Origin of the sequence: Streptomyces drozdowiczii, from assembly GCF_026167665.1 — a bacterium.
In the GTDB taxonomy this organism is placed as follows: Bacteria; Actinomycetota; Actinomycetes; order Streptomycetales; family Streptomycetaceae; genus Streptomyces; species Streptomyces drozdowiczii_A.
Map to the genome: position 1 here is coordinate 6,033,171 of NZ_CP098740.1, position 22,975 is coordinate 6,056,145.

Sequence of the window (22,975 nt, forward strand, 5' to 3'; positions counted from 1 at the left end):
CGCCTCGGACCGGAGGGAAAGTCATGGACAAGCGCCGTGCGGTCGTCATCGGCAGCGGGGTCGGCGGGCTCACCGCCGCCCTCGCCCTGCACCGATCCGGCTGGCAGGTCACCGTGCTGGAACGCGCCGACTCCCTGGAGCCCGTCGGCGCCGGCATCGGACTCGCCCCCAACGCCCAGCGCGCCCTCGACGTCGTCGGCCTCGGCGACGAGATCAGGTCCCTGGCCGCCTGGCAGGGCGAGGGCGGGATGCGCGCCCCGTCCGGCCGCTGGCTCTCGCGCACCGACGCCTCGGCCGCGGCCGAACGGTTCGGCGGCCCCCTGGTCCTCCTGCACCGCGCCGTCCTCATCGACCGCATCGCCGCCCGGCTCCCCGCCTCCGCCATCCGCACCGGCTGCCCGGCCCGCCTGACCGACCCGGGCACCGCGGGCGGCGCCCCCGCCGTCGTCGCCACGCCGGCCGGGGCGATCGAGGCCGAACTCGTCGTCGGCGCCGACGGCATCCACTCCGGCGTCCGCACCGCCCTCTTCCCGGACGCCCCCGGCCCCTCCTACGCGGGCTTCACCACCTGGCGCGTCGTCGTCCCGGCCCCGGACCGCCCCTTCCCGCCGCACGAGACCTGGGGGCGCGGCGCGCTCTGGGGCACCCAGCCGCTCAAGGACGGCCGGATCTACGCCTACGCGGCGGCGACCGCCCCCGCCGGGGCCCGGGCGGCCGACGACGAGAAGGCCGAACTCCTGCGCCGCTTCGGCGACTGGCACGACCCGGTCCCCGAGATCATCGCCGCCACCGCACCGGAGGAGATCCTCCGCAACGACGTGTACCGGATGGCCGACCCGCTCCCCGCCTTCCACCGGGGCCGCACCGCGCTGCTCGGGGACTCCGCCCACGCCATGGCCCCCACCCTCGGCCAGGGCGGCAACCAGGCCATCGAGGACGGCGTCGTCCTCGCCCACCATGTGGCCCCCGCCCGGGACCTGGGCGCCGGCCTCGCCGCGTACACCGCCGACCGGCTGCCGCGCACGTCCGCCGTCGTCCGCAAGGCCGACCGCGTCTCCCGGCTCATGAGCCTCAGCAGCGCCCCGGCCGTCGCCGCACGCGACTTCCTCATGTCCACCGTTTCGCGGCTCGGCCCCGGCCTCGTCCTGCGCACCTTCGACGGGATCGCCGACTGGCGGCCCCCGGGCGCCACGTATGCTGCCGGGACGACGGAGGAGGCGCCCGGCACGCGGCGCTGACCAGCGAGAGGAACACCCTGTGAAGGTCGGCTGCATCGGGCTCGGGGACATCGCGCGGAAGGCGTACCTGCCGGTGCTCGGCACCCTGCCGGGCATCGAACTCCACCTCCAGACGCGCACCCGGGCCACCCTGGACGAGGTCGCCGCCGCCCACCGCATCCCGGCCGACCGGTGCCACCAGGATCTGGACTCGCTGCTCGCCCAGGGGCTCGACGCCGCGTTCGTGCACGCCTCGACGGCAGCCCACCCCGAGATCGTGGGCCGACTGCTCGACGCGGGCGTCCCCACGTACGTAGACAAGCCGCTCGCGTACACGCTGGAGGAGTCCACCCGCCTGGTGGAGCTGGCCGAGGCGCGCTCCACCGGCCTCGCCGTCGGCTTCAACCGCCGGCTGGCCCCGGGCTACGCCCAGTGCGCGGAGCACCCGCGCGAGCTGATCCTCCTGCAGAAGAACCGGGTCGGGCTCCCCGAGGAGCCCCGGACCATGGTGTACGACGACTTCATCCACGTCGTGGACACCCTGCGCTTTCTGGCGCCCGGCCCGGTCGAGCGCACCGTGGTGAGCGGCCGGCTGGTGGACGGTCTGCTGCACCATGTGGTGCTCCAGCTCTCCGGCGACGGCTTCACCGCGATCGGCGCGATGAACCGGCTCAGCGGCTCGACCGAGGAGCGGCTCGAAGTCTCCGGCCAGGACTCCAAGCGCGAGGTCCTCAACCTCGCGGAGGTCATCGACCACAAGGGCCAGCCGAGCGTGCGCCGGCGCGGCGACTGGGTGCCGGTGGCCCGTCAGCGCGGCATCGAGCAGGCCGTCCTGGCCTTCCTGGACGCCGTACGCGAGGGCCACCCGCTGAGCGCCCGGGACGCCCTGGAGACCCACGAACTGTGCGAACGCGTCCTGCGTGAGCTGAACACGCCCTAGGAAGCCTGCGTCGCGGTTCTCACCGGCCGCGTGCGCCTCCGGGCACGCACCCCTCGTACGCCCTCCGCCGCGCAGAAGACCGCCAGCACCCCCAGCGCCCCGTACAACGCCCAGTCGCCCAGGCGTACGTAGAGCGTCGTGCCCCGGGCCAGCGGCACCCCGTAGACCGCGGTCCCGCTGGTGTCCGTGGCGAGCCGGGGTCCGACCGCCTCGCCGTGCGGGCCGTACACCGCGCTCACCCCCGTGAGGGTGGCGTGCACCATCGGGCGGCCGCTCTCAGCCGCCCGCAGCGCCCCGAGCGAGGCGTGCTGGCCCGGGGCCCAGCCGTGCTGGAAGGACGAGGTGGACGACTGGGCGACCAGGAGCCCCGCCCCGTCCCGGACCAGACGCCGGCTCATGTCCGGGAACGCGGACTCGAAGCAGACCAGCGGGCCGATGCGCAGCCCGTCCGCACCGGGCACCCGCATCGTGACCGGGCCCGTGCCGCGCAGCCGGTCCTCACCCGCCGCCCGGCCCATCGAGGTCGCCCAGCCGAGCGCCGACCGCGCCGGGATGTACTCACCGAACGGCACCAGCCGCATCTTGTCGTACCGGTCCCCGGTGAGCCCTTGCGGCCCGACCAGCACGGCGCTCTTGAAGATCCCGGTGCGCCCCGCCGCATCGGTCTGCCGGGCGTCCACGTTCACCAGGACGTCCGCGCCCACCGCCTTCGACAGCGCCGCCAGCCGGGCCGTGACGTCCGGCCGCCGGACCGGATCGACGCCGACGCTGCTCTCGCCCCACACCACCAGGTCGACGCCCTGGCCGGTGAGCGACCGGGTCAGCTCCTCGCTGAGGGCGAACCGCCGCTGAATGCTGCCCGGTCCCTCCACGATCCCGGGCTGCACGACGGCCACCCTGGCCGTCCCCGTCCGTTCCGGCTGCGGCGCCCACACCCAGGCCGCACCGACCACCAGCGCGCCCACCAGGAGCGACACGGCGGCCACGACACGCGCGGCGGAGTGCACCAGCAGCACGGTGACCGCCGTGTTCACCGCCACCACCAGCAGGCTCACCAGCCACACCCCGCCCACCGAGGCCAGCCGGAGCGCCGGTTCCACCTGCCACTGGCTCGCCCCCAGCAGCCCCCACGGACCGCCCAGCGCCTCCCAGGACCGCACCAGCTCGATCATCAGCCAGCCGCACGGCACCACGACCACCGCCGCGCCCGCCGCCCACCCGTTCACCGGCCCCCGCAGCAGCCGGTGCGCCAGCAGCCCCCACGGCGCCCACAGCAGACCGAGCAGCGCCGCGAGGATCACGATGAACACATGCAGGCTCGGCATCAGCCAGTGGTGCACGGCGATCATGTAACCCGTGCCGCCCAGCCACGCGTCCCGCGCCGCCATGCGCCCCGTCCCGGCGGACCGGACCAGCAACAGCAGCGGGACCAGGCAGACGTAGGCGAACCACCACAGCGAGGGCGCGGGGAACGCCAGGGCCGGCAGCGCACCGGCCACCAGCGCGGCGGCCGCGCGCCCCGTGGTCCGGTCCAGCACGCGCGCGCCCCGCTCGCGCCATCCGGTCCACGCATCCATGCCGCACCTCCTCGCCCCGCCCGACGGCAGGTCCGTCCGCCGGCAGGTCCGTCCGCCGTCCGGTCCCGATCTTCTGCCCAGTGTGCGGCAGCGGACGCGGCCCGGCCGTCAGCAGGGGACGACGGCCACCGGGCCCATCGCGTGCGTGAGTGTCGTGTGCGCCACCGGCGACAGCCCGAGGCCCAGCGACTCACCGCCCCGGCGCCGCCCGATGACGGTCAGCGACGCCGTCGCGGACGCGGTGACCAGCGTGCGGGTCGCGGAGCCGTTGACCGGCTCCTTCATGACCTCGACCTGCGGATAGCGAGCCCGCCAGCCGGCCGTCAGCTCGGCCAGCGACCGCTCGGCCGCGTCCGCCGCCGCGTCCCGGTCGAAGACCGGCCCGCCGGACAGCATCGACGAGAACATCGTCCAGCCGTGCACGATCCGCAGCCGGGCGCCCGGGTGCGCCGCCGCCGTCTCGAAGGCGAAGTCCAGCACCCCTTCGCTGCTCTCGTCGGAGGCCACCCCGGCGACGATGTCCGGGAAGACCTCGCCCGCCCCTCCCCGTCCGGCTCCTCGTCGTCCCGGCCGCCGTGCACGATCACCACGGGGCACTTCGCCATGGACGCCGTCGCCAGGCTGTTGGACCCCAGCATCAGGGACCGGAAACCGCCGAGGCCCCGCGAGCCGAGCACCAGCAGCGAGGCGTCCCGGCTCAGCGAGACCAGCGCCGCCGACGGGAAGTCGAGCGGGGCGAGCGTCGAGGGCCGCAGCCCCGGAGCGGCCTGCGCGACCCGGCGCACGGCCGAGGCCAGCAGCTCGCCCGCCTCCCGCTCCTGCACCTCCTGGTCGGTGCGCCGGGCCAGCTGCCGCACATGCACGACGAGCAGCGGCCATCCTCGTACGACCGCCTCACGGGCCGCCCAGTCCAGCGCGTCCCAGCTGTGCGAGGAGCCGTCGACCGCCGCGATCACGGGAAGCTCGGTGCCGCTCATGGGTTCCTCTCCGCCGTCCGGACCTGCTCCGTACGGTACGGCGGCGCGGGCACCGGTGCCGAGGCGGAGGCGGCCGTCCGGGCCCCGGCACGGCATGACCTCGCACGTCGTTGTCCCTCTGGGCCGGTCCGGCTGCGCCTATGCTCGCGGTATGGAGCAGAGCGAAGTGGTGAAGCGTGTGGTCGGCATCCTCACCGAAGCGGGGGAGATGCGCCGGCTGCTGGAGGAGAACCCGGACCGCGAAGACGCCGACACCGACTCGACCGTGGTGACCGCCCTACTCAACGAGACCATGCCCCGGATCGCCATCCCGGAGGACGCCACCGTCGAGGACGTGGTGGTGGTCGTCGGACGCGAGGTCGGCGGCGCGGTGGAACAGCTCGTCGGGGCGTTCACCCTGGCGTTCGCCATGCTGGCCCAGGTCCACGACTCCGGGCAGACGGACGTCACCTCGGCGGACGTCCTTCAGGACCTCGCCCTGCGCGCCGAGCAGTTCGGCGCCGAGGGCCCCGGCGACGCGGAGATCTGACGCGGGGTGCCGCCCCCGGTCACGGCCGGGGCGGCACCGTACGCACGTCAGCCCGCGGACTCGCCCGCGTGCGGGGACAGCGCGCCCGCGCCGACGAGAATGAAGAGCAGCACGCCCAGGACGATCCGGTAGATCACGAACGGCATGAAGCTCTTCGTCGTGATGAACTTCATGAACCAGGCGATGACCGCGTATCCCACCCCGAACGCGATGACCGTCGCGAAGATCGTCGGGCCCCACGCGACGTGCCCCTCGCCCGCGTCCTTCAGCTCGAAGACGCCCGAGGCGAGCACCGCCGGGACCGCCAGCAGGAACGAGTAACGCGCCGCCGCCTCCCGGGTGTAGCCCATCAGCAGACCGCCGCTGATCGTGGCGCCGGACCGCGAGACGCCGGGGACGAGGGCCATCGCCTGGCAGCAGCCGTAGATCAGGCCGTCCTTGACGCCCAGTTCGCGCAGGGTCTTGCGCTGCTTGCCGGCCCGGTGCCTGCCGCCCTTCTCGTCGCGGGCGGCCATCCGGTCCGCGACGCCGAGCACGATGCCCATCACGATCAGGGTGGTGGCGATCAGCCGCAGATCGCGGAACGGGCCCTCGATCTGGTCCTGGAACGCCAGGCCCAGCACGCCGATCGGGATGGAGCCGACGATGACCAGCCACCCCATCTTGGCGTCGTGGTCGCCGCGCATCGAACGGTCCGTCAGCGACCGGAACCACGCCGAGACGATCCGCGCGATGTCCTTGCGGAAGTAGATGAGGACCGCGGCCTCCGTGCCGATCTGGGTGATCGCGGTGAAGGCCGCGCCCGGGTCCTGCCAGTCGGCGAACGCCGCGGTGAGCCGCAGATGCGCGCTGGAGGAGATCGGCAGGAACTCGGTCAGTCCCTGGACGAGGCCGAGGACGAACGATTCGAACCAGCTCATGGGGCTTGGGCCATCCCGGGATACTCGTGCACCGGCCGCCGGCGTCGGGCGCAGGCGGCGTGCGGTTTGCGGTCACGCGAGAACAGGGCCCGGCCGGGCCCTGTCTCGTCTGTCGGTCGCGGGCAGCGTATCGCCCCCGGGTGAACGACCGGCGACACCCCCCGCGCGCCCCGCCCCGTCGCCGCCCTCAGCCGCCCAGGCGGTGACGGCGGCGCCAGGCGACCACGGCGGCTCCGGCCCCCGTCAGCACGATGAAGCCCATCGCCGCCAGGAACGCGGGCGAGGTCGGCGACGACGCCTCGCTGCCCGCCACCACATAGGCGGCGGTGTTCGGGATCGAGCCCAGGCCCGTCGCCACCAGGAACGGCGGATAGCCCATGCGCGAGACGGCCGCGCAGTAGTTGGCGGCGGCGAACGGCACGCCGGGGAAGAGCCGCAGCGCCAGCATCGAGCGGAAGCCGTGCCGGCTCAGCTGCCCGTCCGCCGCCCGCAGCCAGCGCCCCCGCACCAGGGTCCGCAGCGCTTCCTGGCCCAGGACCCGGCCGAGCATGAAGGAGACCCCCGCGCCCAGCACCGTCCCGCCGATCGCCGCCGCGAGCCCCGCCTGCGCCCCGAACAGGGCTCCCGCCGCGAGGTTCAGCAGCGGACGCGGCACGAACGCCACCGTGCAGACGCTGTACGCGAGCCCGAAGAGCACCACCGCCATGGAACCGCCGCTCAGCTCCCCGAGTCTCCCGGAGGCCAGCAGCCGCTGCGGTTCGAGCAGCAGCATGGCCGTGGCGGCGGCCAGCAGCACGGCGACGAGCAGTGAGAGCCGGGACCACGGCGACAGCAGCACCCGCGTGCAGCGCACGGCGAGGCGGGGGCGGGCCGGGTGTCGGGGACGACGTCGAGCATTCGGGGAGAGTAACCGACAAAGGTGTGTGATCGCCGTAATGTGCCTCCGCCGACCTCCCCGGCGACCCGCGCCCAATCCCCGTACGGCCCGCCGTAATTCGCTCGACGGCGGGCGCCCCCTCGGAGATGATCGGCGCATGTTCCGGTACGCCTTCCTCGCAGCGCCGTCCGCAGTCGCGGACGCGCCGAAGGCTGCCGTGTGCGCACTCGCAGCAGTCGTCGCCGCAGCGGTCACCGCTGCCGCAGCGCCCCTCGGCGGCGCCCGAAGCTGACCCTCCCCCGACTGTCCGGCGGACCCCGCGAGGGGAGGGTCGGCCGGGCCCCGGGGTCCTCACGTCACGCTTCGCATCCCAAGGAATGAACCCATGCCCAAGACGGCATACGTGCGCACCAAGCCGCACCTCAACATCGGCACCATGGGCCACGTCGACCACGGCAAGACGACCCTGACCGCCGCCATCACCAAGGTGCTCAGCGACCGCGGCACCGGCACCTTCGTCCCCTTCGACCGCATCGACCGCGCGCCCGAGGAGGCGCAGCGCGGCATCACCATCAACATCGCGCACGTCGAGTACGAGACCGGCACCCGGCACTACGCGCACATCGACATGCCCGGCCACGCCGACTACATCAAGAACATGGTCACCGGGGCCGCCCAGCTCGACGGGGCGATCCTCGTCGTCTCCGCGGTCGAAGGGATCATGCCGCAGACCGCCGAGCACGTCCTGCTCGCCCGCCAGGTGGGCGTCGACCACATCGTGGTCGCGCTCAACAAGGCGGACATGGGCGACCCCGAGCTGACCGACCTGGTCGAGCTGGAGGTCCGCGAGCTGCTGTCCGCGCACGGCTACGGCGGCGACACGGTGCCCGTCGTACGAGTGTCGGGGCTGCGGGCGCTGGAGGGCGACCCACGCTGGACGGGGGCCGTGGAGGCGCTGCTCGACGCCGTCGACACCTATGTGCCGATGCCGGTGCGCTACACCGACGCGCCGTTCCTGCTGCCGGTGGAGAACGTCCTGACCATCACCGGCCGGGGCACGGTCGTCACCGGCGCCGTGGAGCGCGGCACGGTCCGCGTCGGGGACCGGGTGGCGGTGCTCGGCCCGGACATCGAGACGGTCGTCACCGGCCTGGAGACCTTCGGCAAGCCGATGGAGTCCGCCGAGGCCGGCGACAACGTCGCGCTGCTCCTGCGCGGCGTCGAGCGCGACCGGGTGCGCCGCGGCCACGTCGTCGCGGCGCCGGGCAGCGTCACCCCCAGCCGGCGCTTCACCGCGCGGGTGTACGTGCTGTCGGGGCGCGAGGGCGGCCGCACCACCCCGGTCACCACCGGGTACCGGCCGCAGTTCTACATCCGCACGGCCGACGTGGTCGGGGACGTGGACCTGGGCGAGGCGGCGGTCGCGCGGCCCGGCGACACGGTCACCATGACCGTCGAGCTGGGCCGGGACATCCCGCTGGAGCCGGGCCTCGGCTTCGCGATCCGCGAGGGCGGCCGCACCGTCGGCGCCGGCACGGTCACGGAGCTGCTCTGAGCCGTACCGGCCTTGGGGCCCGTCTTCCCCGACCCCGGGGGAGGCGGGCCCGTCCACCGGGAGCCCGCACAATGGGGGAGTGAACGAGTCGATACCCGTCGTCCGGGACGTGGACCACGGCACCGCACGCCTCCTCCCGGACGTGGACCGGGAACGGGCCTGGCTGCTCACGGTCGACGGCGCCCCGCAGTCCTACGTCGACCTCGACGCGCCCGAGCACCTGGAATTCGAGTACGCCCGCCGGCTCGGCCACGTCGTGGACTGCGCGGCGGACCCGGGCGAGCCGCTGGACGTCCTGCACCTGGGCGGCGGCGGCCTCACCCTGCCCCGCTATGTCGCGGCCACCCGCCCCGGCTCCCGGCAGGAGGTGGCGGACGCGGACCGCGGGCTGCTCGGCCTCGTCGCGGAGCACCTGCCGCTGCCCGCCGACTCCGGGATCACCGTGCACGCGGCGGACGCCCGCGCCCTGCTGGAGGACACCGCCCCCGGCTCGGTGGACCTGCTGATCGCGGACGTCTTCGGCGGGTCCCGGGTCCCCGCCCACCTCACCTCGGTCCCGTACGCCCGGGCGGCGGCGCGGGCCCTGCGGCCGGACGGGATCTACGCCGCGAACCTGGCCGACGGGCCGCCGTTCGGCTTCCTGCGCTCACAGCTGGCCACCTTCGCGGCGGTCTTCGGTGAGCTGGCGCTGATCGCGGAGCCGGGCGTACTGCGCGGACGCCGCTTCGGCAATGTGGTCCTGGTCGCCTCCCGGGCCCCGTTCGACACGGCGGCGCTGGCCCGCCGGTGCGCGGCGGACGCGTTCCCGGCGCGGGTGGAGCACGGCGATCCGCTGGCCGCGTTCGTCAACGGCGCCCGGCCGGTCGGGGACGAGGACGCGGTGGGCTCACCCGAGCCGCCCGACGGCGCCTTCGGCATCGGCTGAGGTGGGCGGCAGGAGCGGGGCGGCGGCCACCTCGACCGTCTCGGTCCGGCGGGTCAGATTGCGTACATCCGGAACGAACAGCACGAGACCCGTGACGAGCACCACCAGGCCCGCGCACCCCCACAGCGCCTCGGAGCGCCCGACCAGGGACTCGACCGGTCCGGCGAGGGCGGTGGCGACCGGCACCATGGCCACCGAGCCGAACCAGTCGTAGGCGGAGACGCGCGACAGCTTCTCCTCCGGGATCTCCTGGTGCATGGCCGTCATCCAGGAGACGCCGAACACCTCGATCGCCGTACCGCTGACGAACATCACCAGGCAGAGCCAGCTCGCCGACAGCGGCACCGCGAGCCCGGCCGACGGCAGGGCCAGCGGGAAGACGCAGAGCGTCCCGGCCAGCAGCAGCCGGCGCGGCTTCCACCGCATCATCAGCAGCGCCCCCGCGATGTTGCCGACGCCGAACGCGGCGAGCGCGAAGCCCCACGGCCGGGCGCCGCCCAGCTCGTCGCGGGCGACCAGCGGCCCGTAGACCGCCTCGGCGGCCCCGACGGCGGCGACCACCACGGAGAACTGGGCGACGATGGACCAGAGCCACGGGCGGCCCGTGAACTCCTTCCAGCCGTCCCGCAGATCCGCGAGCAGCCCGCCGCCGGGCTCACGGGCCGGGATGTGGCTGACGTCGAGGAAGGCGCGCAGGGCTCCGGCGACCGCGAAGGCCGCCGCGTCGACGGCGAGCACCCAGCCGGGGTCCATCGCCGCGATCATGGCCCCGCCGAGGGCGGCACCGCCGATCGCGGCGCCCTGGGTGGACATCCGGAAGAGCGCGAAGGCCCGGCTCGCCTGTTCGCCGCTGACGCTCGACATCAGCATGCCCTCGGCCGCCGGACTGAAGAACGCCTGCCCGGTCCCGCAGAGCGCGGTGAGCAGCATCATCTGCCACAGCTTCGGGTCGCCGGCCAGGACCAGGAGGGCGAAGAGGCCCTGCGAGACGCAGTTGAGGGTGTTGGCCGCGACCATCACCCGGTGGCGCGGCAACCGGTCGGCTATCGCCCCGCCGATGAGGAGGAACAGCACCAGCGGCACCGTCCTGGCCGCGGCGACGAGACCGACGTCACCGCCGTCGCCGCCCGCCTGGAGAACCGCGAACGCCGCCGCGATCAGCGCGCCGTGGGTGCCCAGGGCGGTGATGATCGAGGCGGCGGTCAGCAGCCGGTAGTTGCGGCCCGCCGGGACGGGTCGGGTGGTGCGGGGGGCGGGGGCGGCTGCTTCGGTCACCCAGGGACTATCGCGGCCGCCGCCCCGTTGTGCAAATGAGTTGCCGGACCGGGGTCAGGAATCGCCGTCCGGGTCGACGACGGGCACCAGGCGCACGGTGCTGAGGATCTTCTCGATCGTCGCGTTCGGCAGCTCGTCGTCCACGCCCGCCGCCGCGTACAGCACCCACGAGGCGAACTCGTTCTTCTTGTTCTTGAACGTGAAGGCGTACGTCTTGCCGTCGCTGCTGCACTTGGAGCGCTTGGTGACGTTGGGCGCGGTCGCCGTGACCAGGCTCCCGGTCAGCCCCGACTTGGTGGTGTACTGCTTGGCCTTGCTGATCTTGATGGTCTTCTTCGGCATGTGCTGCGCGAACGCGGCCCAGGCCCAGGTGCCCGCCTCGTTACGGGCGTTCACGTCGGCGTCCGTGGCGCCCTGCGCGCCCCGGGTGCCGGTGCCGGCCAGGCTGTACCTGTCCTTGGTGCCGTCCTTGTCGGCGTCGTCGGTGCACCACTCCTGCTTGAGGTCCGCCGGCGCGCTGAACCCGATGAGCGGCAGCCCGTCGTTCTTCTTCTCGTCCTCGAAGAAGGACTGCGTGGTGGGCGGGGAGACCTCCCAGTCGCCCGGCACGTCGAACTGGGTGCCCCACTTGGGGTTCGTCACGACCTTCCAGCCCGCGATCTGCGGCTTGGCGTCCTCGCCGCCGCGCGGGTTGTCCTCGGGCGAGGCGGAGGCGGACGCGGACGGCTTGGCGGGCGCGGACGACTTCTTGTCGTCGGCGACGTTCTTGCCGTCCTTGTCGTCGTCCTTGTTCAGCACGACGACACCGGTGACCGCGGCGGCCACCACGACCGCGGTCGCCGCGACGATGGCGACGACCGTCGTCTTCTTCTTGTCGTTGCCCGGCTGCGGGTCGCCGGGAGGACCGGGCACCGCGTACTGCGGAACCGTCGGCTGCTGGTACGGGTTGGGCTGCCCGTACCCCCCTTGCCCGCCCTGCTGCGGGTAGCCGTAACCGGGCTGGCCCGGCTGGCCCGGCTGGCCCGGCTGCTGGTACCCCGGCTGCTGATAGGGGTTCGGCTGCTGGTATCCCGGCTGCTGGTACGGGTTCTGGTTCTGGTCCTGCGGGTTCTGCTCGCCCCCGGGCGGCTGCTGTCCTGGCCACATGGCGAGTAACGATAGAGGGGCCCCGCCCGGCGTGCTACGTCCGCCCCCGTGTGCGAACGGTGAAGGAGCGGGCGCCGCCCGGCCGGTGAGTGTCCCGGAGGCATGGCCAAAGCTGCCTACCCATGAGTAACATCCCGTTCATGAGCGCTGAACAGATGACCGCGGGCGAGATGCTGGCCGCGACGGTCCCCATGGTCCGGACCCTCAACCTCGAATTCCTGGAGTCCACCGCCGACCGCGCGGTGGTCCGCATGCCGGACCAGGCCGACTACCACAACCACGTCGGCGGACCGCACGCCGGAGCGATGTTCACGCTGGCCGAGTCGGCGAGCGGCGCCATCGTCATCGCCGCCTTCGGCGACCAGCTCTCCCGGGCCGTACCGCTCGCGGTCAGCGCCGAGATCGGCTACCGGAAGCTGGCCATGGGCGAGGTCACCGCGACCGCCGTCCTCGGCCGCCCCGCCGCCGAGGTCGTCGCCGAACTCGACGCGGGCGAGCGCCCCGAGTTCCCGGTGACCGTGGAGATCCGGCGCGGCGACGGCGCCGTGACCGGTGAGATGACCGTGATCTGGACGCTGCGCCCCAACTCCTGACCGTACGACGCGAAGGGCCGCCCCCATCGGCGGCCCTTCGCGCTGTCCGCCTCCGTGAGGCTGAGGGTAGGCTTCCCGCGGTGCGCCGATGAGTGTCCGGCGGGCGACAGGCCATCACACGTAAGGAAACGGCGTTGCACATCCAGGAGTGGCTGGAGACCGTCCCCGCGATCAGCGTCTACATCCTGGTGGGCGCCGTCATCGGGCTGGAGAGCCTGGGCATCCCGCTGCCCGGCGAGATCGTCCTGGTCAGCGCCGCGCTGCTGGCCGCGAGCCACGACGGCATCAACCCCTGGATCCTCGGCGCCTGCGCCACCGCCGGAGCCGTGATCGGGGACTCGATCGGTTACGCGATCGGCCGCAAGGGCGGGCGGCCGCTGCTGGCCTGGCTCGGCGGGAAGTTCCCCAAGCACTTCGGTGAGAGCCAGATCGGCCTGGCCGAGCGCTCCTTCCAGAAGTGGGGCATGTGGGCCGTGTTCTTCGGCCGCTTCGTCGCCCTGCTGCGCATCTTCGCCGGTCCGCTGGCCGGTGTGCTGCACATGCCGTACTGGAAGTTCCTCATCGCCAACGTGCTCGGCGGGATCGCCTGGGCGGGCGGCACGACGGCCGTCATCTACTCCGTGGGCGTCGTCGCCGAGGCATGGCTCAAGCGCTTCTCCTACCTGGGCCTGGCCATCGCGGTCCTGATCGGCCTCGCCTCCATGCTGATCCTGAAGAACCGTGCCAAGAAGGCCGCCGCCGCGCACTCCGCCGCCGAGGCGGCCGAGCCCGAACCGGACACCGTACCGGTCGCGGACTGAGCGGGCCTCAGCCCTCGCAGGCCTCGCGGTGGGCCTTGGCCAGCTCCACATAACCCACCGCGTTGAAGCGGACGCCCTCCAGCTCCTCCTCGGTCAGCTGCCGCTTCACCTTCGCCGGGACGCCCGCGACCAGCGACCCCGGCGGCACCCGCATCCCCTGCGGTACGAGGGCCTGCGCCGCGACCAGCGAGCCCGCGCCGATGTGCGCGCCGTTGAGGACGGTGGCCCCCATGCCGATGAGGACGTCGTCCTCGATGGTGCAGCCGTGCAGGACCGCGTTGTGGCCGACCGAGACCCGCTCGCCGACCGTCACCGTGAAGCCGGGGTCGACGTGGACGCTGCAGTTGTCCTGGATGTTGGAGTCCGCGCCGATCACGATGGGCCCGCAGTCCGCGCGCAACACCGCCTGATACCAGAGGCTGGAGCCCGCCGCCATGGTGATGTCGCCGATCGCCACCGACGTCGGGGCGGTGAACGCCTCCGCGTCGATGACGGGCTCCTTGCCGCCGATGCCCATGATCATCGCCTGCTCCGCCATCGCCCGTTCCTCCGTGCTCCGGTGCCGTCGGTCGCCGCCGGGGAAACCGTATGCGACGCGGCGGGCAGGACCCCTGTTGGGGTGAAGATCACAGGCCGGTCCCGCCGCCCGCCCGGTGGGTGCGGCTTACGGTGAGCGCGTGCCGAAGAACCGAAGCCCGTTCGCCCCCCTGACCGCCTGGCGGCGGCGTGCCCTGTCCGGGGCCGTCCACCGCTGCTGGCGCTGGGCGCGCGAGGCGGGCGCGGTCACCGCCGAGCACCCCGGAGGGCTGCGGTTCGCCCGGATCGGCGAGGGCACGCGGCTGGCGTTCCCGCAGGGCACGGTCTTCGGGGAGCCGTGGATCCGGCTCGGCGACCACTGCGTCATCGGCGAACAGGTCACGCTCACCGCGGGCCTCATGCCCGACCTGGACCTCGGGCCCGACCCGATCCTCACCCTGGGCGACGGTGTCGTCCTCGGCCGGGGCAGCCATGTCGTCGCCGACACGACGGTGACCATAGGGGCGGACACGTACTGCGGTCCGTACGTCTACATCACCTCGACCAACCACAGCTACGACGACCCGCACCAGCCGGTCGGCAAGCAGTGGCCCCGGATGGAGCCAGTCTCCATCGGACCCGGCTGCTGGATCGGCACCGGTGCGGTGATCCTGCCCGGCGCCCGCCTCGGCCGGAACGTCGTCGTGGCCGCCGGGGCGGTGGTCCGGGGCGAGGTGCCCGACCGGGCGGTGGTGGCCGGAGCGCCCGCCCGTGTCGTACGCGGCTGGGACGAGGAGAAGGGCTGGCAGCCGCCCCTGCGGACGCCGGCCCCGGTCCCGATCCCCGAGGGCGTCACCCCGGAACAACTCCTCGCCGTGGCCCAGCTCGACGAAGGCTGACCGCCCTACCCCGTCGCGAGCAGCACCGTGCCCACCAGGGCCAGCCCCGCCCCCGCCGCCTGGACGCCCCGCAACCGCTCCTTCAGGAACCCGCGCGCGGCCAGCGCCGTCACCACCGGGTAGAGCGAGGCGAGCACAGCGGCCACGGTGACCGGGCCGTGCTGGGCGGCCAGGGAGTACGTGCCGTTGGCCGCGACGTCCGCGAGGCCGACGAAAGCCAGCGCCGGCAGCGCCGCCCGGACCGCCGCGGCGCCCCCGGCCTCGGGCAGCGCCCGGCCGCCGCGCCGCACGGAGACGTACAACGCCCCGCCGCCCACCGCCACGTTGGTGACGCGCTGCACGAACAGGGCGAGGAACAGCCCGGTCACCGTGGTCGACGCATGGGCGATCAGCGACATCACGCCCCCGAAGCCGAAGGCCGCCACCAGGGTCAGCAGGACCGCCCGCCGCTGCACCGGCGCCCCGCGCAGCTGCGGGCCGCCCGCCAGCACCACACCCGCGACGGCCACCGCGACCCCGGCGCCCTGGAGGAGGTCCGGGCGCTCCCCGGCGATCAGCCCGACACCCACCGGAACGGCCACGCCGAGCGAGCCGAGCGGGGAGACCACGCCCATCGGGCCGAGGGCGAGCGCCTGGTAGAAGCAGAGCATCGCCACCGGTCCGACGACCCCCGCCGCGACCGCGTACCAGAGCCGGGGCCCCGCCTCGCTCCAGCCGCCCGTGGCGGTGACGATCACGCCCAGTACCGCGGCCGTGATGACCTGCGAGACCACGACCACGGTGAGCGCGGGCGTACGCCGGGTCAGCAGGCCGCCCCCGAAGTCGGCCAGCCCCCACAGGAGGCTGGTGGCCAGGGCGAACAACGCGGTCATGGGGGCCTCGCAGTACAGTGCGGCGGACGGGTGGGTACACCGCACCGTAGTGCAGGATGCTGAACTATGTCATACAGAATATTGGACGGAATGTGACTGACCTCGATCAGCTGACCCAGTCCCTCGCGCGCAATCTCAAGCGGTGGCGCGGTGAACGGGGCTTCACCCTGGACCAGTTGGCGGCCCGTGCCGGAGTCAGCCGCGGCATGATCATCCAGATCGAGCAGGCCCGCACCAATCCCAGCGTCGGCACCACGGTCAAGCTCGCCGACGCGCTCGGCGTCAGCATCACCACCCTGCTCGACTACGAACAGGGCTCCCCGGTCCGTCTCGTCCCCCCGGACCAGACCGTCCGCCTCTGGTCCACCGACGCGGGCAGCTCGACCACGCTCCTGGTCGGCACGGACGCCCGGGGCCCGTTCGAACTCTGTGCCTGGCGGCTGATGCCCGGGGAGGGCAGCCGCTCCGACCCGCACCCCGAGGGCACGGTCGAACTCCTCCACGTCACCGCCGGAACGCTCACGCTCGTCGTCGCGGACACCCCCTACGAGATGGGCGCCGGCACCTCCGCCACCTTCGAGGCGCACCACCCCCACGGCTACCGCAACGACGGCACCGAACCGGTCGAACTCACCATGGCCGTAAGCGTTCCGCCCGTTGGATGAGACGCCGCACGCCCCCGCGTACGGCGCTGTTAGCGTGACGCGCATGCGCGCACCCATCGGCTCCTTCGAGAACGCCAGCCCCGCCGTCGACCGTCAGGACCTGCTCACCGCACCGGTGGCCGAGGCGGTGCGCACGGGCTGGGGCGGCATCGCCCCCGACCAGGTCCTGCACGTCGACACCGACCCGGAGATCGCGGACACCGCGGCCTTCGTCGCCCACCACGGGGCGGACCTGCTGGACCACTCGGCGAACTGCGTCGTCCTGTCCGGCAAGCGCGGCGCCGACGTCACCCTCGCCGCCTGCCTGGTCCTCTCGCACTCCCGCGTCGATGTGAACGGCGTCGCCCGCAAGCACCTCGGCCTGCGCAAGGCGCGCTTCGCCTCGATGGACACGGCGGTCGGAGAGACCGGCATGGAGTACGGCGGCATCACGCCGATCGGGCTCCCCGCCGCCTGGCCGCTGCTGATCGACTCCGCCGTCGTGGACGAGGAGTGGGTCCTCATCGGCAGCGGCTCGCGCCGGGGCAAGCTGATCGTGACCGGCAAGGCGCTGGGCGCCCTGCCGGGCGCGGTGATCCTCGACGGCCTGGGCGTGCGCGCCCCGGAAGCGTCCTAGCCCAGCTTCGGGATCTCGATGGCGGGGCAGCGGTCCATGACCATGTCCAGGCCGGCCGCCCGGGTGCGTTCGTACGCCTGCTCGTCCACCACGCCGAGCTGGAACCAGACGGCCCGGGCGCCCTTGGCGACCGCCTCGTCGGCGACCGCGCCCGCCAGCTCGCTGTTGACGAAGACGTCGACCACGTCCACCGGGAACGGGATGTCCGCCAGCGAGGCGTACCCCTCCTCGCCGTGCACCCGCTCCGCCTTCGGGTGCACCGGGACCACGCGCTTGCCGAAGCGCTGAAGCACCTCGGCGACCCCGTAGGCCGCGCGCGAGCTGTTGTTGGACAGGCCGACGACCGCCCAGGTGTCGCCGGTGTCTTCCAGGATCCTGCGGATCGTCTCCGTGTCTGCGTACATGCACCGCACAACCGGCGGCCCGCCCCGGTCATTCCCGCAGGTGCGCATAGGGTGGCGGGATGCAGGAGGAGTACCGGACCGTCGCCCGCGCGGGCGTGCACGAGAGCGAGATCAACCGGTCACGCTTCATCTGCGCGCTCGCTCCCGCGGCCACCGAGGAGGAGGCGCAGGAGTTCATCGCCCGCGTCCGCAGGGAGCACCCGACCGCCACGCACAACTGCTACGCGTACGTGATCGGCGCGGACTCCTCCGTACAGAAGGCGAGCGACGACGGCGAGCCCGGCGGCACCGCCGGAGTCCCCATGCTCCAGATGCTCACCCGCCGCGAGGTCTGCTACGCCGTCGCCGTCGTCACCCGCTACTACGGCGGCGTGAAGCTCGGCGCCGGCGGGCTGATCAGGGCGTACGGGGGAGTGGTCGGGGAAGCCCTCGACGCCCTCGGCACCCGCACCCGCCGCCGCTTCCGGCTCGCCGCGGTCACCGTCGGCCACCAGCGGGCCGGCCGGCTGGAGAACGAACTGCGCGCCACCGGACGGACCGTGCGCGAGGTCCGGTACGGGGCCGACGTGACCATCGAGATCGCGCTGCCGGACGCCGACGTCGAGGCGTTCCGCCGCTGGCTGGCCGACGCGACGGCGGGCGAGGCGCGGGTGGAGCTGGGCGGCGAGGCGTACGACGACGCGTGACGCGGCCGGGTGCCGGGGGCGGAGAGTCTGGCCGCGCGTCGCTGCCGGGCGGGACTTCCCGGTTGCGGCCGTGGCTCCCCGGCGGGATGGGAGACTGTGGGGCGTGAGGGCACAGGGGCGGAGGAAGCGCATGCGGACCGGAGCCGGGTCTTGAGGATTCTGCACACATCGGACTGGCACCTCGGCCGGTCCTTCCACCGGGTCCCCCTGCTCGACGCCCAGGCCGCCTACCTCGACCACCTGGTCGCCACCGTCGCCGAGCGCGAGGTCGACGTCGTCGTGGTGGCGGGTGACGTGTACGACAGGGCGGTACCGCCGCTCAGCGCCGTCAAACTCTTCGACGACGCCCTGCACCGGCTCGCCGCCGCCGGGGTGCCCACGGTGATGATCTCCGGCAACCACGACTCCGCCCGCCGCCTCGGCGTCGGCGCCGGGCTCATCGGCCGGGCCGGCATCCACCTGCGCACCGACCCCGCGCACTGCGCGACGCCCGTCGTCATCCCCGACGCACACGGCGACGTGGCGTTCTACGGGCTGCCCTACCTGGAACCGGCCCTGGTCAAGGACGTCTTCAAGGCCGAGCGCGCCGGGCACGAGGCCGTGCTCACCGCCGCCATGGACCGCGTCCGCGCCGACCTCGCCCAACGGCCCGACGCCACCCGGTCCGTCGTCCTCGCCCACGCCTTCGTCGCCGGCGGCGAGCCCAGCGACAGCGAGCGCGACATCACCGTCGGCGGCGTCGCCGCGGTCCCGGCCGCGGTCTTCGACGGCGTCGACTACGTGGCGCTCGGCCACCTCCACGGCTGCCAGGCCGTCACCGACCGCGTCCGGTACTCCGGCTCCCCGCTCGCCTACTCGTTCTCCGAGGCCACCCACCGCAAGACCATGTGGCTCATCGACCTGGACGCCTCCGGGGCGGTCACCGGTGAACGGATCGACTGCCCGGTGCCCCGCCGCCTCGCCCGGCTGCACGGCCGGCTGGACGACCTCCTCGACGACCCCGCGCTCGACCGCCACGAGGACGCCTGGGTGGAGGCCACCCTCACCGACCCGGTCCGCCCCGCCGACCCCATGGCCCGCCTCACCGAGCGCTTCCCGCACACCCTCGCCCTCGTCTTCGAACCGGACCGGGCACCCGACGACCCGGAACTCTCGTACGCCCGCCGGCTGCGCGGCCGCGACGACCAGACCATCGCGGAGGACTTCGTGGCCCATGTGCGCGGCGGCACGGGGACCGACGAGCGGGAGCGGGCGGTGCTGCGGGGCGCCTTCGACCACGTCCGGGTGGACGACGGCCTGCGCGAGGTGAACCGGTGAGGCTCCACACCCTCCGCGTCACCGCCTTCGGCCCCTTCGGCGCCACCCAGGAGATCGACTTCGACGCGCTCTCCGCCGCCGGCCTCTTCCTGCTCCACGGACCGACCGGAGCCGGGAAGACCTCCGTCCTGGACGCCGTCTGCTACGCCCTCTACGGAGCCGTGCCCGGCGCCCGGCAGAGCCCCGGCACCTCGCTGCGCAGCGACCACGCCCCGGCGGACCTGCCGACCGAGGTCCTGCTCGACCTCACCGTCGGCGGGCGCCGCCTGGAGATCACCCGCCGCCCGGCCCAGCCCCGCCCGAAGAAGCGGGGCGGCGGCCACACCACGGAGAAGGCGCAGAGCTGGCTCCGCGAGTACGACCCCGAGGACGGCTGGCGGGCGCTCAGCCGGTCGCACCAGGAGATCGGCGAGGAGATCACCCAGCTCGTCGGCATGAGCCGCGAGCAGTTCTGCCAGGTGGTCCTGCTGCCCCAGGGCGACTTCGCCCGCTTCCTGCGCGCCGACGCGGAGGCGCGCGGGCGGCTCCTCGGCCGGCTCTTCGACACCCGGCGCTTCGCGGCCGTCGAGGAGCGCCTCGCCGAGCTGCGCCGGACGGCCGAGGCGCAGGTCAAGGCCGGTGACGACCAGATCCTCGCGCTCGCCCAGCGCATCGCCCAGGCCGCCGGGCCCGCCGCCCGCGAGTGCCCGCTGCCGGACGTCCAGCCCGGCGACCCCGGCCTCGCGGACGCGGTCCTCGGGTGGGCCGCGACCGCCCGCAGCGGTGCCGGCGAACGCTGCGACATCGCCGCGTCGGTCCTGGCCACGGCGGAACGCCGGCACGCCGCCGCCCGCATCGCCCTGGACGCCGAACGGGAGCTCGCCGCGCTCCAGCAGCGGTACGCCGAGACCCGGCGCCGCGCCGACGCCGTGGAGGCCGGCCGCGCCGCCTGCGAGGAGGCGCGGGACCGCCTCGCGCGCGCCCGGAAGGCGGACCTCGTCGGTCCGGCCCTCGATCTGCGCGAGGCCGCGGAGCGGGCGTACCGGCGGGCGCGCGAGGAGCGGGACCGGGCCCGGTCCCGGCTGCCCGAGACCCTGGCCGACGCGGGCGCCGAGCAGCTGGCGGCCCTGGAGCACCGGCTCCGCGAGGACCTGGGCGGCCTGGAGTCGGCCCGGCGCGCCGAGCAGCGGGCGGCCGAGATCTCCGAGGAGCGCGCCGCCCTGGACCGGCAGGCCAGGGCCGACGAGGAGCTGGTCCGGGACGCGGAGGGCTGGCTCGCCGGCTGGGAGACCACCCGGCAGGACCTCCAGGCCCGCCTGGACGCCGCCCTCGAAGCCGCCACCCGCACCGAACTCCTGGCCCGCCGGCTCGACCCGGCCCGCCGCCGCCTCGACGCGGCGCGCCGCCGCGACGCACTGGCCGCCGAGGCGGCCACGGCCGGGCAGGCGCTGACCGCCGCCCGGGAACACGCCGCCGCCGCCCACGAGTTCTGGCTCGACCTGCGCGAGCGCCGCCTGCGCGACATCGCCGCCGAACTCGCCGCCCAGCTGGCCGACGGCACCGCCTGCGCGGTCTGCGGCGCGACGGACCACCCGGACCCGGCCCGCCCCGGCGACGGGCATGTGGACCGCGCGGCGGAGGAAGCCGCCGAACGCGCCCACCGCGACGCGGAACGGGCCCGCGCCACGGCGGAGCAGTCCCTGGCACTGGTACGCGAACGCCACGCGACGGCCCGCGCGGAGGCGGCGGGGGCCGCCGCTACCGACGCGGAGGCGCGCCCGGACACCGGCGCCCCGACAGATGGCACGGCCGCCTCCGACACCGCCCCCGCATCCGCTCCCGCCGTCGATGTGGCGTCGGGCTCCGGCGGGGGCACAGGCACAGGCGCCCGGCCGGGCGATTCCCGGCCGACCGGGGGCGCGGCCCCCGAGAGCGACCCCACCGTCGCCGCGCTCGCCGACCTCGTGGCCGGCCTCGCCGCCGAGCACGCCGAGGCGTACCGCCTCGCCGCCGGAGCGCACTCCGCCCGGGAAGCGCTCGCCGGCGCCGAGCGGGAGCACCGGCGGCGGTCCGAGGAGCGGCAGCGGGTCGGGCAGCGGGGTGCCGCCCGGACCTCGCGGCGCGAGTCGCTGGACCGGGAGCAGACGGACATCGACGCCGCGCTGGACCGGGCGCGCGGGGGTACCCGAGCGTCGCCGAGCACGCCGCCGTGGTTCAGCGACGGGTCGCCCTGCTCGCCGGGGCGGGCGGGGCGGTGCGCGAGGAGGAGAGCGCGGCGGCACGGCTGAAGGAGGCCGACGACCGGCTCGCGGACGCCGCCTTCCGGGCCGGGTTCGAGACGCCGGAGGCCGCCGCCGCGACCCTGCTGGACGACGCGGCGCAGCGTACGCTCCAGCACCGCGTCGACGCCTGGCAGGCCGAGGCCGCCGCCGTCGCCGACCGGCTCGCCGAGACCGACGCCCGGGACGCCGCGAACCGCCCGCCCGCCGCCCCCGAAGCCGCCCGGGAGCACTTCGACCGGGCCGAGCGCGCGCTCCGCGAAGCCGCCGCCGGCCTGGACGCGGCGCGGGAACGCCGTACCGAACTCGCCAGGCTCTCCCGCCGCGTGGCGGACGAGGTGCGCGCGCTGGGCCCCGTGCGCGAGGAGCACGAACGCGTCGCCCGGCTCGCCGGGCTCACCGCCGGCACCTCGGCGGACAACGCGCGCAAGATGCGCCTGGAGTCCTACGTGCTCGCGGCCCGGCTGGAACAGGTCGCGGCGGCGGCCACCGCCCGGTTGCGGCGGATGTCCTCGGGCCGCTACCAGCTCGTCCACTCCGACGCCCGCACCGGCGGCCGCAGGGCGGGGCTCGGCCTACACGTCATCGACGCCTGGACCGGCCGCGAGCGCGACACCGCCACGCTCTCCGGCGGCGAGACGTTCTTCGCCTCGCTGGCCCTGGCGCTCGGCCTCGCCGACGTCGTGACCGACGAGGCCGGAGGCGTACGCCTGGACACCCTGTTCATCGACGAGGGGTTCGGCAGTCTGGACGACCAGACGCTGGACGAAGTGCTCGACGTGCTCGACTCGCTGCGCGAACGGGACCGCAGCGTCGGCATCGTCAGCCATGTCGCGGACCTGCGCCGCCGCATCCCCGCCCAGCTGGAGGTGGTGAAGGAGCGGCACGGCTCGGCCGTGCGGCTCCGCTCCGGGGCGGACGGGCTCAGCGGCTGATCGGCCGCCCCGGCAGCGGCGAGGAGTAGACGACGCTCGTGGTGACGGAGCCCAGGGCGCCGATCTTCCCGGAGACGGTCTCCAGATGGCTCATCGAGCGGGCCGTCACCTTGAGCACGAAGCAGTCGTCGCCGGTGACGTGATGGGCCTCCACGATCTCCGGCGTGGTGTCGAGGAGGTCGTGGAACGGCTTGTAGTTGCCGTTCGGATACCGCAGCCGTACGAAGGCGAGGATCGGCAGCCCGAGCCGTTCCGGATCGACCACGGCCGCGTAACCGCTGATGACCCCGGTCTCCTCGAGCCGGCGGACCCGCTCCGTCACGGCGCTCGGCGACATGGCCACCGCCCGCGCCAGCTCCGCGAACGAGGCGCGGCCCTCGCGTTGCAGCACGTCGAGAATGCGCCAGTCGGTGGCGTCCGGGGAATAGTCGCTCATTCGGGCAGAGAACCGTGGAATCCCCGGCAGGTCAAGGCCG

The 22,975-nt window shown here is 74.3% G+C and carries 20 protein-coding genes and 3 pseudogenes; 13 read left to right on the forward strand and 10 right to left on the reverse strand.

What is annotated here, in order from left to right; all coding sequences use genetic code 11:
• Positions 1–23: 23 nt before the first annotated feature.
• Positions 24–1,238 (forward strand): FAD-dependent monooxygenase, encoded by a 1,215-nt coding sequence (locus tag NEH16_RS27490; protein WP_265545586.1) that lies wholly within the window; start codon positions 24–26, stop codon positions 1,236–1,238.
• Between the two features lie 19 nt (positions 1,239–1,257).
• Positions 1,258–2,157: a Gfo/Idh/MocA family protein gene (locus NEH16_RS27495; RefSeq protein WP_265545588.1), complete on the forward strand. Its 900-nt coding sequence runs from the start codon at positions 1,258–1,260 to the stop codon at positions 2,155–2,157.
• Here the strand turns inward: NEH16_RS27495 and lnt are convergent.
• The gene (gene lnt / locus NEH16_RS27500) at positions 2,154–3,734 is read right to left on the reverse strand and encodes an apolipoprotein N-acyltransferase (RefSeq protein ID WP_265545590.1); all 1,581 of its coding nucleotides are present in this window, start codon (positions 3,732–3,734) and stop codon (positions 2,154–2,156) included. The genes NEH16_RS27495 and lnt overlap by 4 nt on opposite strands.
• A 108-nt stretch (positions 3,735–3,842) precedes the next feature.
• Positions 3,843–4,711, reverse strand: a pseudogene (locus NEH16_RS27505) (universal stress protein).
• A 151-nt stretch (positions 4,712–4,862) separates the two neighbouring features.
• Here NEH16_RS27505 and NEH16_RS27510 point away from each other — a divergent pair.
• Complete coding sequence (locus tag NEH16_RS27510; RefSeq protein WP_199879199.1) at positions 4,863–5,240, forward strand: hypothetical protein; 378 nt, start codon at positions 4,863–4,865, stop codon at positions 5,238–5,240.
• Between the two features lie 47 nt (positions 5,241–5,287).
• Here the strand turns inward: NEH16_RS27510 and NEH16_RS27515 are convergent, their stop codons facing one another.
• Both NEH16_RS27515 and NEH16_RS27520 read right to left on the reverse strand, forming a co-directional pair.
• Entirely contained in the window at positions 5,288–6,160 is an 873-nt protein-coding gene (locus NEH16_RS27515; RefSeq protein WP_073968975.1) for an undecaprenyl-diphosphate phosphatase, read from the reverse strand.
• Between the two features lie 187 nt (positions 6,161–6,347).
• Positions 6,348–7,057, reverse strand: a pseudogene (locus NEH16_RS27520) (TVP38/TMEM64 family protein).
• A gap of 365 nt (positions 7,058–7,422) precedes the next feature.
• On the opposite strand from NEH16_RS27520, the gene tuf reads away from it, so the two are divergent.
• Positions 7,423–8,592 (forward strand): elongation factor Tu, encoded by a 1,170-nt coding sequence (tuf, locus tag NEH16_RS27525; protein WP_265545592.1) that lies wholly within the window; start codon positions 7,423–7,425, stop codon positions 8,590–8,592.
• Between the two features lie 79 nt (positions 8,593–8,671).
• Positions 8,672–9,517, forward strand: coding sequence for a spermidine synthase (locus tag NEH16_RS27530; protein ID WP_265545593.1), 846 nt, complete (start codon positions 8,672–8,674; stop codon positions 9,515–9,517).
• Here the strand turns inward: NEH16_RS27530 and NEH16_RS27535 are convergent.
• Both NEH16_RS27535 and NEH16_RS27540 read right to left on the reverse strand, forming a co-directional pair.
• The gene (locus NEH16_RS27535) at positions 9,479–10,792 is read right to left on the reverse strand and encodes an MFS transporter (RefSeq protein ID WP_265545595.1); all 1,314 of its coding nucleotides are present in this window, start codon (positions 10,790–10,792) and stop codon (positions 9,479–9,481) included. The two genes, NEH16_RS27530 and NEH16_RS27535, sit on opposite strands and share 39 nt — an antisense overlap.
• A 54-nt stretch (positions 10,793–10,846) precedes the next feature.
• Positions 10,847–11,938 (reverse strand): hypothetical protein, encoded by a 1,092-nt coding sequence (locus NEH16_RS27540; RefSeq protein ID WP_265545597.1) that lies wholly within the window; start codon positions 11,936–11,938, stop codon positions 10,847–10,849.
• Between the two features lie 155 nt (positions 11,939–12,093).
• Here NEH16_RS27540 and NEH16_RS27545 point away from each other — a divergent pair, with 155 nt between their 5' ends.
• Positions 12,094–12,531, forward strand: a complete 438-nt coding sequence (locus NEH16_RS27545) for a DUF4442 domain-containing protein (RefSeq protein ID WP_073968969.1) — start codon at positions 12,094–12,096, stop codon at positions 12,529–12,531.
• A gap of 134 nt (positions 12,532–12,665) precedes the next feature.
• Positions 12,666–13,331: a DedA family protein gene (locus tag NEH16_RS27550; protein WP_265545599.1), complete on the forward strand. Its 666-nt coding sequence runs from the start codon at positions 12,666–12,668 to the stop codon at positions 13,329–13,331.
• A 7-nt stretch (positions 13,332–13,338) separates the two neighbouring features.
• Here NEH16_RS27550 and NEH16_RS27555 read toward each other — a convergent pair whose 3' ends face one another.
• Positions 13,339–13,869: a gamma carbonic anhydrase family protein gene (locus NEH16_RS27555; protein ID WP_073968967.1), complete on the reverse strand. Its 531-nt coding sequence runs from the start codon at positions 13,867–13,869 to the stop codon at positions 13,339–13,341.
• Between the two features lie 139 nt (positions 13,870–14,008).
• On the opposite strand from NEH16_RS27555, the gene NEH16_RS27560 reads away from it, so the two are divergent.
• Positions 14,009–14,746 carry an acyltransferase gene (locus NEH16_RS27560; protein WP_265545601.1) on the forward strand — a complete coding sequence of 246 codons (738 nt, stop codon included), beginning with the start codon at positions 14,009–14,011 and terminating at the stop codon, positions 14,744–14,746.
• Between the two features lie 5 nt (positions 14,747–14,751).
• Here the strand turns inward: NEH16_RS27560 and NEH16_RS27565 are convergent, their stop codons facing one another.
• Positions 14,752–15,618: an EamA family transporter gene (locus NEH16_RS27565; protein WP_265545603.1), complete on the reverse strand. Its 867-nt coding sequence runs from the start codon at positions 15,616–15,618 to the stop codon at positions 14,752–14,754.
• Between the two features lie 92 nt (positions 15,619–15,710).
• On the opposite strand from NEH16_RS27565, the gene NEH16_RS27570 reads away from it, so the two are divergent.
• Positions 15,711–16,283, forward strand: a complete 573-nt coding sequence (locus NEH16_RS27570) for a helix-turn-helix domain-containing protein (RefSeq protein WP_265545605.1) — start codon at positions 15,711–15,713, stop codon at positions 16,281–16,283.
• Between the two features lie 43 nt (positions 16,284–16,326).
• Positions 16,327–16,899: a YbaK/EbsC family protein gene (locus tag NEH16_RS27575; protein ID WP_265545607.1), complete on the forward strand. Its 573-nt coding sequence runs from the start codon at positions 16,327–16,329 to the stop codon at positions 16,897–16,899.
• Here the strand turns inward: NEH16_RS27575 and NEH16_RS27580 are convergent.
• Positions 16,896–17,303 (reverse strand): CoA-binding protein, encoded by a 408-nt coding sequence (locus NEH16_RS27580; protein WP_265545608.1) that lies wholly within the window; start codon positions 17,301–17,303, stop codon positions 16,896–16,898. The two genes, NEH16_RS27575 and NEH16_RS27580, sit on opposite strands and share 4 nt — an antisense overlap.
• Before the next feature lie 59 nt (positions 17,304–17,362).
• On the opposite strand from NEH16_RS27580, the gene NEH16_RS27585 reads away from it, so the two are divergent.
• The 3 genes and pseudogenes from NEH16_RS27585 (at position 17,363) to NEH16_RS27595 (ending at position 22,499) form a co-directional block, all read left to right on the forward strand.
• The gene (locus tag NEH16_RS27585; protein ID WP_265545609.1) at positions 17,363–17,989 is read left to right on the forward strand and encodes a YigZ family protein; all 627 of its coding nucleotides are present in this window, start codon (positions 17,363–17,365) and stop codon (positions 17,987–17,989) included.
• A 150-nt stretch (positions 17,990–18,139) separates the two neighbouring features.
• Complete coding sequence (locus tag NEH16_RS27590; RefSeq protein ID WP_265545611.1) at positions 18,140–19,306, forward strand: exonuclease SbcCD subunit D; 1,167 nt, start codon at positions 18,140–18,142, stop codon at positions 19,304–19,306.
• Positions 19,303–22,499 (forward strand): annotated as a pseudogene (locus NEH16_RS27595) (AAA family ATPase). Before NEH16_RS27590 ends, NEH16_RS27595 begins: the two are co-directional and overlap by 4 nt.
• Here the strand turns inward: NEH16_RS27595 and NEH16_RS27600 are convergent.
• Positions 22,489–22,935 (reverse strand): Lrp/AsnC family transcriptional regulator, encoded by a 447-nt coding sequence (locus tag NEH16_RS27600; RefSeq protein ID WP_265545614.1) that lies wholly within the window; start codon positions 22,933–22,935, stop codon positions 22,489–22,491. The pseudogene NEH16_RS27595 and the gene NEH16_RS27600 sit on opposite strands and share 11 nt — an antisense overlap.
• Positions 22,936–22,975 lie beyond the last annotated feature (40 nt).

Excerpts from the sequence above, each read along its gene's own strand:
- NEH16_RS27490 (WP_265545586.1), top strand. The coding sequence starts at position 24 with ATGGACAAGCGCCGTGCGGTCGTCATCGGCAGCGGGGTCGGCGGGCTC.
- lnt (WP_265545590.1), bottom strand. The coding sequence starts at position 3,734 with ATGGATGCGTGGACCGGATGGCGCGAGCGGGGCGCGCGCGTGCTGGAC.
- NEH16_RS27510 (WP_199879199.1), top strand. The coding sequence starts at position 4,863 with ATGGAGCAGAGCGAAGTGGTGAAGCGTGTGGTCGGCATCCTCACCGAA.
- NEH16_RS27515 (WP_073968975.1), bottom strand. The coding sequence starts at position 6,160 with ATGAGCTGGTTCGAATCGTTCGTCCTCGGCCTCGTCCAGGGACTGACC.
- tuf (WP_265545592.1), top strand. The coding sequence starts at position 7,423 with ATGCCCAAGACGGCATACGTGCGCACCAAGCCGCACCTCAACATCGGC.
- NEH16_RS27540 (WP_265545597.1), bottom strand. The coding sequence starts at position 11,938 with ATGTGGCCAGGACAGCAGCCGCCCGGGGGCGAGCAGAACCCGCAGGAC.
- NEH16_RS27545 (WP_073968969.1), top strand. The coding sequence starts at position 12,094 with ATGACCGCGGGCGAGATGCTGGCCGCGACGGTCCCCATGGTCCGGACC.
- NEH16_RS27555 (WP_073968967.1), bottom strand. The coding sequence starts at position 13,869 with ATGGCGGAGCAGGCGATGATCATGGGCATCGGCGGCAAGGAGCCCGTC.
- NEH16_RS27565 (WP_265545603.1), bottom strand. The coding sequence starts at position 15,618 with ATGACCGCGTTGTTCGCCCTGGCCACCAGCCTCCTGTGGGGGCTGGCC.
- NEH16_RS27575 (WP_265545607.1), top strand. The coding sequence starts at position 16,327 with ATGCGCGCACCCATCGGCTCCTTCGAGAACGCCAGCCCCGCCGTCGAC.
- NEH16_RS27580 (WP_265545608.1), bottom strand. The coding sequence starts at position 17,303 with ATGTACGCAGACACGGAGACGATCCGCAGGATCCTGGAAGACACCGGC.
- NEH16_RS27585 (WP_265545609.1), top strand. The coding sequence starts at position 17,363 with ATGCAGGAGGAGTACCGGACCGTCGCCCGCGCGGGCGTGCACGAGAGC.
- NEH16_RS27600 (WP_265545614.1), bottom strand. The coding sequence starts at position 22,935 with ATGAGCGACTATTCCCCGGACGCCACCGACTGGCGCATTCTCGACGTG.